At 73.8% G+C, this 12,744-nt stretch carries 5 protein-coding genes; 3 read left to right on the plus strand and 2 right to left on the minus strand.

Features of this window, described 5'->3' with window-relative positions; translation table 11 throughout:
* Window positions 1-3,750 (minus strand): DUF6603 domain-containing protein, encoded by a 3,750-nt coding sequence (locus OG617_RS33220; protein ID WP_405096991.1) that lies wholly within the window; start codon window positions 3,748-3,750, stop codon window positions 1-3.
* Between the two features lie 55 nt (window positions 3,751-3,805).
* Window positions 3,806-8,164 (minus strand): hypothetical protein, encoded by a 4,359-nt coding sequence (locus OG617_RS33225; RefSeq protein WP_405096993.1) that lies wholly within the window; start codon window positions 8,162-8,164, stop codon window positions 3,806-3,808.
* Between the two features lie 434 nt (window positions 8,165-8,598).
* Here OG617_RS33225 and sthA point away from each other — a divergent pair, with 434 nt between their 5' ends.
* The 3 genes from sthA to OG617_RS33240 all read left to right on the plus strand — a co-directional run bounded on the left by sthA (window position 8,599) and on the right by OG617_RS33240 (window position 12,455).
* Entirely contained in the window at window positions 8,599-10,002 is a 1,404-nt protein-coding gene (sthA, locus tag OG617_RS33230; RefSeq protein ID WP_405096995.1) for a Si-specific NAD(P)(+) transhydrogenase, read from the plus strand.
* An 806-nt stretch (window positions 10,003-10,808) separates the two neighbouring features.
* A complete protein-coding gene (locus tag OG617_RS33235) occupies window positions 10,809-10,940 on the plus strand; it encodes a hypothetical protein (RefSeq protein WP_405096997.1) in 132 nt (43 codons plus the stop codon).
* Window positions 10,941-10,976: 36 nt separating this feature from the next.
* Window positions 10,977-12,455, plus strand: a complete 1,479-nt coding sequence (locus OG617_RS33240; protein ID WP_405096999.1) for a M28 family peptidase — start codon at window positions 10,977-10,979, stop codon at window positions 12,453-12,455.
* Window positions 12,456-12,744 lie beyond the last annotated feature (289 nt).

Consider the following 12,744-nt stretch of genomic DNA (forward strand, 5'->3'; position numbering starts at 1 on the left):
TCAGGACACCTTCTCGGGTTCGGGCAGGACGATGGTCGGTTCGGGCACGTGGACGCCGGCCCGGCGGATCAGCCGGCCCCGGTCGCCCCCGGGGGCCACCTCGGCGGCCTGGGTCGCGGTGGGCAGGGCGGTCGCCGGTGGGCGTACCCGGGCGGCGGCCTGGCGTCCTCGCCGGCCGGCGGGGTGCGGGGCGCCCCGGCCGGCCAGCCAGGACGGTCCGGCGTCGCGCAGGCCGAGACCGGCGCCGGTGAACCGGGCCGACCCGCTGGTGCGGGCGCGGGCGTTGGCGGCCGGGCCGGTGGCGGCGAACAGGGCCAGCAGCCCGCCCGGTACGGCGTCGGCGGCCGACAGCGGGTGCGCCGCCGCCGGCATCTCCCGGCCGGCGTCGTCGGGGTCGTCGATGATCACCCGGTCGTAGGCGCCGTCGCCGTCGAGCCCGGCGAACACGGTGCTGCCGTCCACCGGCAGGGCGGTGCCGTCCGGCAGGGCCACCTCGCGGCCGGCCTCCAGCCGTTCGAAGCCGGGGGTGAGCACCCGCTGCTCGGGGGTCAGGTCGCGGAACTGGCCGGGGGCGAAGTCGTCGAGGATCGGCGCGCCGAGGGTGCCGCGTACCGTGGCGTCGCCGGTGCCGACGCTGACCTCGGTGAGGGTGAACCGGTTCGGGCCACGGAGGCGGGAGGTGCCGATCCGCTGCAACTCGACGCCGAGGGGAAGGACGTTCTGGCGTACGCCGAGGACGGCCCCCGGGGAGAGCAGCAGCGCTCCCCCGTTGTCCTCGACCGCCCACAGGGCCACCGGTTCCGCCCCGATGGCGGCGGCCCGGATCTCCCAGGCGTCCGGGGTGGACAGGGCCGCCTCAAGCAGTTCGGCGGCGTTCACGTAGCTGGGTTCGGGCTGGTCAAACTTCTTCCCGTCGGTCCAGTCGAGCTTGGCCGACACCTCCCACCACAGGAACTTGATGCGCGCCTCGCCCCAGGCCCGCCAGGGGCCGGGGCCGCTCACCCCGATGAACAGCCGGACGACCAGCAGCTCGGTGCCGTCGTAGGTCAGGGCGACGTACGCGCCGATCTCGGCGGTGAACCAGAACGGCTTGAACTGGAACAACACGTCCAGCCAGGCCCGGCCGTCGAGGACGAAACCGGCCGCCTCGAAGTGCATCAGCAGTTCGGCGCCGAACTGGGCGGTGTTGCTGGTGACCGCCAGGTACGCGTTGAGCTTGATCCCCTTGCCCAGCTTCAGCAGCTTGATCTCGAACCGCTTGAGTGCCGGGAAGCCGGCCGGTGGGCAGAACCTCGGGTGGAACCCGCCGATCGACATGGCGAACGACTTGTCCCCGCCCCATCGGGCCCGCAGGGCCATCTCGCCGGAGACCGGCTGGCCGAACAGGTTGGAGTCGATCAGGGCCGCGTCGAGGCTGATCTCCTTGCGGGCGACGTCGACGATGCCGGCCGAGTCCATCCGGAGCCTTCCGGCCGGCCGGAAGTCGATGACCAGCTTGCCGAGCAGCAGCACCCGGACCGGGTCGGGGAACTCGACCAGCACGGCCAGGTCCGCGACGATCTGCCCGGAGAGGAAGTTCAGCCGGACCATCGCGCCGAGCACGGTGCCGGTGGGGTCGACCGGGAAGATCCGGCTCAGCGTGGCGATCACCGCCGGGGCGCGGCCCACCGGGTCCTCGGGGAACAGCAGCGAATCCAGGGTTCCGGCGCGGGCGGCGTTGCGGACCTCCTCGGGGTTGCTGCGCCGGTTGTGCCCGACCACCAGGCCCAGGCCGGTGATCGAGATGCCCCAGAACAGCATCAGCCCCGGGTACCACTGGAAGGTGCCGACGACCAGCATCGAGAAGGTGTGCTCGCCGTCGGCCTCGACCAGTCGGCTGCCGTCCGGGTTTCGGGTGTTGAGGATCGCGGTGGCCTGGAGCACGAAGCCCCGCATCGGCGACAGCCCGTCCTTGGCGGCGATGCCCAACTGGAGCGCCCCGGCGTACATGCCGCGCGGCTCGTCGACGAAGAGGTATCCGCCGCCGCTGACGAAGCCGTTGTCGATCCGCAGGCCCACCCCGTCCGGGGCCTTGAAGCGGGGCACCAGGTCGGCGCCGCCGAGGTTGCCGGTGCCGGCCGGCAACGCGGGCGGGAAGGTCAGGTCGGCGCGGATGCCGATGTTCTCCACGACCGCGTGCAGCGGGCCGATCTCGGCCCGGACCGTGGTGGTGACGGTCAGGCCGACGCTGGCGGTGTGCGTGCTGGCCGCGAGCGCGACCCGCAGCCCTTCCAGGTGTACGCCGCCCAGCGAGAGGTGCATCGGGTACTCGGCGGTCAGCGCGGCGGCCCCGGACAGGTGCAGGCCGGTCCGCAGCGACCAGCCGAGGCCGAGGTCGAAGCCGAACCGCAGGCCGTCGGCCGGCAGCAGCCGGGCCAGCAGCCCGTCGCCGTCGCCGGCCTTGACCACCAGTTCGGCGCGGCCGGCGGCGAGCATCAGCTCGATGTCGTCGCGGCCGGTGCCGAGCGCCGCCCGGCCGCGCAGCACGAGCTGCCCGACGGCCAGGTGGGTGCCGTCGGGCGCGCCGATGACCCAGCCGGGCTCGCCCTTGGGCGCGATCCGGGCGACCTCGGCGGAGAACTTCACCTCCGGTCCGCCGCCGGCGACCGTCACGCCGGCCGAGTTGATCGCGATGGCCGGGCCGGCCCCGGCCAGGTCGGCGGCGACGTTCCAGCGACCGAGCGCGCCTTCGAGGTGCGTCTCGCCGGTGGGGGCGACGATCCCGGTGAGCAGGCCGTCCCAGCAGGCCAGGGCGAGGGTGACGCCGAGGTGGAGCTGGGCGTCCGCGTCGACGTCGGCGTCCGCGTCCGCGTCGGTGTCCGCGCCTGCGTCGGCGTGCAGCGCGCCGTGGATGTCGGACCGGACGGGGCACGGTCCCGGCCGGCCGGCGAGCGCGGCCGGCTCCCCGCCTCCGGGCGGCCCCGCGACGGCGAACCGGACCCGGAGCAGCCCGTCGGCCAGCCGCAGCCCGGCCTCGCCCTGGTCGGGGCCGACGCCCGGCCGCACCCCGTGCGCGGCGTCCACCCCGAACGCGCGCAGCGTCGCGGCGAGCCGGGGCAGCAGCCGCGCGGCCAGTTCTTCGACGGCCTCCGGGGTGTCCCAGCCGGCGCGCGCGTAGAGGTCCTTGAGGTACCCGCCGGGGTCGGCGACCAACTCGACGAGCCGTTCCAGGTGCAGTTCGTCGCGGTGGCGGGGCAGCCGGATCGGCGCGTCACCGGCCGGCATCGGCGGGCTCGGCGGCAGCTCGACGCCGGGGGTGACCAGGCCGAGCAGGGTCAACAGCGGCACCGTCCAGGGTGCCCGGCGCAGCAGGTAGGTCAGGATCAGGTGGTCGGCCAGGTCGTCGCCCAGCGCCTCGGGCAGGCCGGCCACCTCGGGCAGCTTCCCGCGCACCGTCGGGGGCAGCGGGCCGACCTGCCCGAACGCGGTGCCGGCCGCGGTGGCGATCTTCTTGAGCTCGGCCAGCGAGTCGGGCAGTCCGTCGGCGATGGCCGCGTCCAGCGTGTCGACCGCCGTCCCGACGGATCTGACCCACTGCTCGAACGTGTGCGCGTCGACCCCGCTGGCCCCCTCCAGGTCCCAGCCCAGCGCCCGCATCAGCCGGGCCCGCCGCCACGGGTCGTACGCGCCGAGCAGCGGCTCGGCCAGGGTGCGGAGTTCGCCCCAGAGCAGGGCGAGGACATTCCGGTTCCGCTCGACGTCGTCGCTCATGCGTCCGGGTCTCCTTCACTGCGGTGGTGGTCGTCGCGTCGGCTTCGGCGGGGGTTCATCCGGTCACCCGGGACAGTTCGCCGGTGTCCAGCCGCAGCGAGCCACGCCGCGGTGACAGCGTCCGGTCGGCCGCCGGCAGCGCGGCGACCGGGAGCTGGTACGTGGTGCCGCCCGGCCAGGTCGGCCAGGCCCGCACCGCGGCCAGCGCGGCTGGCAGCTCGGCGTCGGCCGTGGCCCCGGCGACCTGGCCGATCGCGGTGATCAGGGCGGTCTCGTGGGCGTCGGTCCAGCCGGTGGGCGGGCCGGTGAAGTCCGGCCCGAGGGTCCGGGCCACGGTCAGCACGGTGCGCAGCTCGGTGGCGGCGCGGGGCACGGTCCGCTGCTCGGGCGGCTCGCCGGCGACCGGCGGCCCGAGGGCGACGAGGTGGCCGGCGCGGTACGCCTGCCAGCAGGCGAGCTGGGCCACCGCCCGTTCCGAGGTGAACAGGTCGCTGACCCGGACCCGACGCGGCCCGTCCGGGCCGGGCACGTCCGGCACCGTCACCGGGGCCGCGCCGGGCGGATCCCACGCGGTGCTGAGCAGGTCGTGCAGGCCCTGGCGGGCGAAGCGCCAGATGCTGTGCCGGACTCCCGGTTGGGTTCGCAGGCCCGTCGTGAAGCGGTGCACCCAGTGCCAGCCGCGCAGGTCGAGCAGCTCGACGACGCTCTCGATCGGCTGGCCCGCGCCGCCGGTGTGGTCGCTCATCGCGGATCGGGCCCGGCTGACCCGCAGCTCGGGGTGGAGCAGGGCACCGCCGTCGACGCCCCAGCCGGGCGTCGCGGACAGCCCGGCCAGCCCGCCCATGGCCTCGTACGCGTCGCGGTCGGTGGCGCGCAGCGCGGCCAGCCAGGCCCAGAGCTGGCCGGGTTCGGTGCGCCAGTCCGGCCGGGGCGGCAGGGTCACCGGCGTCGTGCGGGGCCCGTCCGCGGGCCAGCCGAACGGGCCGATCCGCAGCACCCCCGCGTCGGTGCCGTCCACCACGTCGAACCAGCCACCGGTGGAGCCGGGCCGGGTGTTCTCGGCGACCGCCCGCAGCACCTTGAAGGTGGACAGCCGGCGGCGGGCCGGGTCGGCCACCGCGGGGTCGGCGCTGCCTGCGGCGGCGACCAGCGCGGCCAGCGACGGCCCGCCGGTCTGCCCCTCCCCCGGCGGGATCAGCGCCTCGGGGAGCAGTTCGACCGCCGGCTCGACCAGCGGGCCGGCCCACTGCGGTGCGGCGGGCCGGCTGCTCCAGCCGCCCAGCGGGATCAGCTCGGGGTGGTTGGCCGGCGTCGGCCCGGCGTCGGCCGGGCGGCCGGTCACCACCCGCGAGTAGAGCCGCTGGTCGGCCGGGTGGGCGGTGTCGGCGTGCCAGACGTTTCCGGCGGCGAGTTGTTGTGGACTGCCGCCGGCGACCTGCCACGCCTCGACCACCACCGGGCAGCGCCAGCGCTTGTCCAGCCAGTGCCGGACGGCGAGCTGGGTGGCCAGGTCGGCCACCCCGCTGACCGGTCCGAGGTAGCGCTCGGCCTCCGGCACGTCGACGGGCGTCAACCGGTCGGAGTACCGGGCGGCGGTCGCCCCGGCGGGTTCGTGGGCGACCCGGGCCGCGCGGGCGTACGTCTGGAACTCGCGCACCGCCCAGTAGGTCGTCGAGTCGAACTCACCGGGGTTGCGCGCCGGGCCGAACCCCAGCGTGGCCAGGTCGGCCTGCAACCGGGTTACCCACCGGTCGGTGACCAGGGCGGGCAGCCGGTCGGCGCCGTCGTAGTGCGCCTTCCCCCCGGAGCGGGCGTCGTGGTCGTCGGCGCGCAGCACGTAGCCGTACGGCGGGTCGGCCAGCAGCGAGCAGCCGTACGACAGGTCGATGGTGTATTTGGTCAGCGCGGCGGCCCGGTTCTCCGAGGGCAGGTGCCACCAGAGGTGCTGGGTGGCCGACTTGCCCTCGCCCGCCGGCCAGCGGAAGGTGATCTCGCCGAGGTTGTTGTGGCCGACGATCTCCTTGCCGTTGCCCCACTTGCCGAGATACCCGTCGAGGTTGCGGGCGGCGGCCAGGTACTGCGCCAGCGCCTGGTCGCGGGGCAGCCCGGTCGGGTCGAGGACGCCTTCCGGGGCCCCGTCCCGGGCCGTCGGGTCGGCCTCGTCGTGGTGGGCGAACTGCACCTGGATGCTCCACTCCGGCGGGCGGCTGAGCAGCTTCAGCCGGTCGTAGTCGCTGACCGCGGGCCGGCCGGAGACCCACCATCCGGAGACGGCGTCGCCGGCCACGGTGGCCTGGACCCCGGCCTGGAAGGGCCGGCCCTGCCGCTGTTCGTCCTCGTTGGCCCAACCGACCAGGTCGATCCGGCCGAGGGCGTCCAGCAGCGGCACGTAGCCGACGTCGTGCAGCATGCGGGTCAGGAACACCTCGTTGCGCAACGCGCTGGAGACGAAGCCGGCGATCACGCCCTCGGTGTGGTTGACCCCCTGGAAGGGGTGGGCCGGGTCGGGGCCGCAGGCGTACGGCAGCGTCGCGGAGTAGCGGATCCGCTCGGCCGAGCCGAAGTGGATGTCGCCGCCGAGCATGACGATCCGCCGACGCCGGACCCCATCGGGGCCGGGCGGGGCGGCGGAGAGCAGCCGGCCGAGGAACTTGTGGGTGGCCGCGTCGCTGGTGATCCAGGCGTCCTCGGCGTCAGCCTCGTACCGGCCGGCGAGGGCCTTCATGGCGGGCTGGGCCAACTGTTCGAGCAGCGGCATGCCGAACACGGCCACCGGTTGCGCCAGTACGGTGACCGCCTCGTCGTCCAGCACCCCGCCGCCGCTGATCATCTCGTTGAGCGGGTGGTCGGCGAGCAGCAGCCCGCCGGGGTGCTCGGCGCCGGCCGGGAACTCCCGCCAGGTGCGGGTGTCCAGGGCGATGAGCTGGTAGCGGGGCCAGGTGACCGTGAAGTGGTAGGTGAGCGCGCCGGCCGGGCGGACCGGCCGGCCGTCGGTTCCGACCGCGGTGGGCAGGCCGAGGCGTTCCCGCAGCCGCAGGTCGTCCACCGCCCCCGGGGCGGCCAGCCAGCCGCTCAGCGCGGCCAGCAGCTCCCGGCCCGGCTCGCCGGCCGCCCCCTGCTCGGCGAACCGGTCCGGCGTGTTTCCCCAGGCCTGGAAGACCGCGTACGCGGCCATCGCGTTGCGCACGACGCGCCGGCCCAGCTCCGAGGTGATCACGGCGCCGGTGACGAACTCCCGGGTCATGTTCCAGTCGTCGGTGACCTCGTGGTCGTCGGCGACCATGTAGGTGGGCACGTTGGCCAGCAGCCGGCGCACGGCGGCCAGCCCGCGCTGGAAGTTCATCAGCCGCAGGGTCTGTTCCCGCCACCGCAGGTAACGGTGGATGATCTTCTGCTGCTGGCTGCTGGCGTCGTAGGCGCGGCCGGCCAGCAGCCGGTCGTAGACGGTGTCGCCGGGCCCGCCGCCCTGCGGGTCGCGCAGGATCCGGGTGTCGGCCGGGAAGACGTGCTCGAACCTCGGGTACGTCGCCGGCCAGAGCTGGTCCGACCAGGCGAGCAGGTACATGCAGGCGTACTCGCGCAGCGACATCAGGTGGCTGTCGGCCTCGCCGGAGGTGAACTTCGCGTCCCGGGCCAGGGTCACCGCCCGGTTGCCGGGGGTGAACAACCGGTCGGCGGGCGGACTGGCGGAGCCGTCGGGGAGCAGCTCCGGCGGCAGGCCCAGGCCGGCCCCGATGCCGGGCAGCGCCGGGACGGCCGGCAGCCCGTCGCGGGCGGGGACCGCGTCGTGCCCGTGCACCATGGCCAGCAGGACGTCGGCGACGTCGTCGGCGTAGATCTGGTCACCGCCGAGCACCAGCTGGTGCGGGCGGACCGTCGGGTCCGCGCCGGCCGCCGCGATGATCGGGTCCAGCACGGCCAGCGCGTCGTGGCCCTCGCCGTGCGGCTTGCGGCACGACCCGTGGAAGATCCGCAGCTTGCCGGGGTCCGCCGGGGGCGTCACGAAGCTGGGGTACTCGGGCGCACCGCCCTTGTTCAGCGGGTCACCGGCGTAGCTGAGCAGCGATCGGGCCGCGGTCCTGTCGGCGGCCACCGCCCCCGCGGCCAGCAGGCTCGGCCAGGCGCCGGTGGAGCCCGGGAAGGACAGGTCGTAGCCGTAGAGCCGGCCCTGCCGGAGGCCCCCGACGGCCTGGACGGTGGCCACGTACAGGTTGCCGCCGAGCCGGACCGCGGCCCGGCTGCCCGTCGCCACCGTGGCGCCCGGGGCGAAGTCCGGACCGGGGCCCACCTCGAACACGGTGAGGGCGACGGTGCAGGCGGACCGGACGGCGACGAAGACCGCCACGCTGCCCGGGTCGACCCGGCGCACGATCGGCCCACAGACAACGTGGGGTGGTCCGCCCGGAGCGTCCATCGTCGAGGTTCCTTTCGCAGTTCCACGGACCGGATCGGCCGCGTGGGTCGGTGCACCGCGCGGGCCGGCGGGGAGTCTCACCCGTCGCTGCCGGCGGCCGCTGATTCGCGGCACGGTGAACGCGCCACGGCCGCTGCGGTAGCGGCGCACGGCAGTCTGTCCGTCGTTCGCGCCCGTCCACCAGAGACGGGTGTCCCAGGTGGTCGGGACACCCGTCGCTCGGCCGTACGGTCAGCGGACCCCCGGCCCGTTCGGGCGACGCCGCCGCGGTGCAGAATGGGCGGCTGCCTTGCCTGCCTTGCCTGCCGCCCCTGACGACCAGCCGCCCCGCCACGCTGCGGCATCCGTCGCCGGGTGACCTTCGGGGCGACGCGGCCCGGGAACCGTGGGTGGACCCGGTGGCGGGGGTTGCGCCGGCTTGCGAGGCTTACGCCGTGTATGACTACGACCTGTTGGTGCTGGGCTCCGGGCCCAGCGGTCAGAAGGCCGCGATCGCCGCCGCCAAGCTCGGCAGGCGGGTCGCCATCGTGGACCGCCGCGACATGATCGGTGGGGTGTGCATCAACACCGGCACCGTCCCCTCCAAGACGCTGCGCGAGGCCGTGCTGTACCTGAGCGGCATGAGCCAGCGGGACCTGTACGGCAGCAGCTACCGGGTCAAGGAGGACATCACGGTCAGCGACCTGGCCGCCCGGACCCAACATGTGATCAGCCGGCAGACCGACGTCATCCGCAACCAGTTGGCCCGCAACCGGGTCGCGCTGATCACCGGCACCGGGCGGTTCGCCGACCCGCACGCGATCTGGGTGGACGGCGACTCCGGGCACGAGTCCCGGATCACCTTCGACCGGGCCGTCATCGCCGCGGGCACCCGCCCGGCCCGCCCGGACAGCGTCGACTTCGACGACCGCACGATCGTCGACTCCGACGGCGTCATCAACCTTGAGGCCGTGCCCCGCAGCATGGTCGTGGTCGGCGCGGGCGTGATCGGCATGGAGTACGCGTCCATGTTCGCCGCGCTCGGCACCAAGGTGACCGTGGTGGAACGCCGCGACCGGATGCTCGAGTTCTGTGACGAGGAGATCGTCGAGTCGCTCAAGTACCACCTGCGCGACCTGTCCGTGACGTTCCGCTTCGGCGAGGAGGTCGCCGCCGTGGAGAAGCACCAGACCGCGGCGCTGTGCGTCCTGAAGAGCGGCAAGAAGATCGTCGCGGACACCGTCATGTACTCGGCCGGCCGGCAGGGCCAGACCGACGACCTGGCGCTGGCGGCTGCCGGGCTGGCGGCCGACCGGCGCGGCCGGATCGCGGTCGACGCGAACTACCGCACCACGGTGGACCACATCTACGCGGTCGGTGACGTGATCGGCTTCCCCGCGCTGGCGTCCACGTCGATGGAGCAGGGCCGGCTGGCCGCGCAGCACGCCTGCGGCGAGCCGGTCCGCGAGCTGCACGAGTTGCAGCCGATCGGCATCTACACGATCCCCGAGATCAGCTTCGTCGGGAAGACCGAGGAGCAGCTCACCGACAGCTCGACGCCGTTCGAGGTCGGCGTCGCGCGCTACCGCGAGCTGGCACGCGGCCAGATCGTCGGCGACTCGTACGGCATGCTGAAACTGCTCGTCTCGCCGGACGACGGCCGCCTGCTCGGCGTGCACGTGTTCGGGACCGGCGCCACCGAGATCGTCCACATCGGGCAGGCGGTCATGGGCTGCGGCGGGACGGTCGACTACCTGGTCGACATGGTCTTCAACTATCCGACCCTGGCCGAGGCGTACAAGGTGGCCGCCCTGGACGCGTCCAACAAGATCCGGAACATCACCAGGATCGACGGCTAGCAAAAGGCGCCCGGCTATGCGTCGGACGTATCTCACAAGGTTCACCATATGAAGGTCGGCGCATTGTTCGACGTCGAACGTTGACACCCCGAAGCTCCTGTGGCAGGTTGACGAATGGCACGGGGGCGCCACCTCTGAAACTTTATTTCGGCGTTTTCGCCGTTTCGGGGCGGCACTCCTGGCCTCGTCCTACCCGTATCACGGATCACTGCCGGATCGCCGTCAGCTTCATCGACGATCCGAGAGCCGAGCGGAAGGGGGGCCCAAAATGCGTTACCTCCACTGACACGTCGCGCTGCCGCGGCCGTCCGGCGCGTCCGGGCGGCCGCGGCGCCACGTGCCCGCGAAGAGCTCAGCACCTCGGAAGGGACGTCTCCTGTGGCGGACGAGGCGACTGCTGCGGTGCGTGACCCGAGCTACGATCCACTGGCCCCGTCCGTGATCCCGGACCCGTACCCGTTCTACCGGAAACTCCGGGAAACGAATTCGGTCCACTGGCACGAGTTCCTGGATTCCTGGGTCGTCACGGGGTATGCGGAGTGCCGACAGGTGCTCGGCGACACCCCGAACTTCAGCTCCGACTTCCGACGGATCGGTGTCGAAATACCGGACACCCAGTTGAGCGTGCGGTCGCTCGACCCTCCCGAGCACGGCACCATTCGACACCTGCTCGTTTCGGCATTGCACGAGCAGCCGCTGGCCGCCGTGGGACAGCAGTTCGCGACGATCGCCGCGCGGCAACTCTCCGAACTGTCCGCGCACCCCGGGACCGTCGACATGGTGAGCCGGTTCGCCAACTGCGCGAGGTGCTGGGGGCGCTGCGCGCCGGCGGGCTGCGGATCGCGCCGGCCGGCCCCGCGACGTACGAGCCCACGGCCACCCAGCGTGGGCTGGCCGAGCTTCCCGTATCGGTGCGCCAGCCGCACCAGGCTGACTGACCGGGCCCGACAACGACCGGAGGTGTCGTGCGTAACGTGAGGGTGTACCACAGACTGGCTGGGCTGGCCGGCGCGCTGTTGCTGGCCGGCGTCGCCCTGCCCCCGGGCGGCGCCGCCCTGGCCGCGCCGGGCGCCCCCGGGTCCCTGGCCGACCGGCTGGCGGCGACCGTCACCGGCGCCGGGGTCCACCGTCACCTGGCGGCGCTCCAGCGCATCGCCGACGCCAGCGGCGGCGACCGCAGCTACAACCGCGTCGGGTTCACCCGCTCCGCCCGGTACGTCAGCACCGTGCTGCGGGCCGCGGGATACCAGGTCGTGGAGCAGACCGTCCCCTACACCGACTTCGACATCACCACCGAGCGGCTGCGGGTCGACGGGGCCGGCGGCGGAGACGTGCCGGTGCTGATGACCCGGTTCACCCCGTCGACGCCGGCCGAGGGCATCGAGGCGCCCGTGGCGGCCCCGGTCGACGGGCGCACCGGCTGCGACCCGGCCGACTACTCCGGCGTCGACGCCGCCGGAGCGGTCGTGGTGCTCGCGCGGGCCGCCTGCGGCTACGCCCGCCAGCAGCAGATTGCCGCCGGCGTGGGGGCACGGGGGGTGCTGCTGTACTACGTCACCCCGTCCCCGGAGAACAGCTACCGGTTCCACGCCTTCACCCCGGAGATGTTCACGATCCCGACCGCCTCGGTCGCCCAGCGGGACGGGGAGGCACTGGCACGCGCCGCGCGCGGCGACGGCGCCCGCGTACACCTGACGCTGCGGGCCCGGGCCGTCGCCCGGACCACGGTGAACGTGCTCGCCGAGACCGCCGGCGGAGACCCGGACAACGTCGTGCTGCTCGGCGCCCACCTCGACAGCGTCCCCGAGGCACCCGGGATGAACGACAACGCGGCGATGGCCGCCACGGTCCTCCAGGTGGCCCTGGCGCTGGCCAACCGTCAGCACGCCGTGAACAACAAGGTGCGGTTCGCCTGGTGGGGCGCGGAGGAGATGGTCAACGTCGGCTCCGGGCACTACGTGGCCGCCCTCTCCGGCGACGAGCGGCGGCGCATCGCGGCCGTGCTCAACGGGGAGCTGATCGCCTCGCCCAACCACGGTCGCTTCGTCTGGGACCCGGGGGCCGGCGGCGGACACGTGCTCGCCGACCTGTTCGCCCGGTACTTCGACCGTCGGGGGCTGCCCTACGAGCGGACCAGCCCGGAGTCCGTCGGGTCCGACCACTTGGCGTTCGAGGCCGTGGGCATTCCGACCGGCGGGATCGACGGCGGCAACCTCGGGGTCAAGACGCCGGCGCAGCAGGCCCGCTTCGGGGGCCAGGCCGGGCAGATGTTCGACCACTGCTACCACCAGAGCTGTGACCGGCTCGACACCCTCAACCGGCAGGCCCTGGACGCCAACGTTCCCGCCGTGGCGTGGGTGCTCGGGCGGCTGGCCGACGACGTCCGGGACGTCCGGGCGGCGACCGCTCCGGGGTCGAACCAGCAGGCTGCGCACCCGCCGGTCCAGGGCTGAGCGGGGCAGCAATCTCCGGCTGATCGCAGGGCGGGCGGCACCGATTCCACACGTGAGAAGGGGCCCGACATTGGAAGTGCTACCCGATCCTGCCCAGGTCGAACGTCTCGCCACGCTGCTGCAGGGACACGCCGTCACGCAACTGCTCGCAGCAGCGGCCCGCTTCCGGATACCCGACCTGTTGGCTGACGACGCCCTCCCGGTCGCCGGCATCAGCGCGCGGACCGGAATACCGGTGCCCGCGCTGAACCGGTATCTGCCGGCCCCGGAGGGGCTCGGCATCGTCCAG

This window comes from Micromonospora sp. NBC_01412, assembly GCF_045040215.1.
GTDB classification, from domain to species: domain Bacteria; phylum Actinomycetota; class Actinomycetes; order Mycobacteriales; family Micromonosporaceae; genus Micromonospora; species Micromonospora rubida.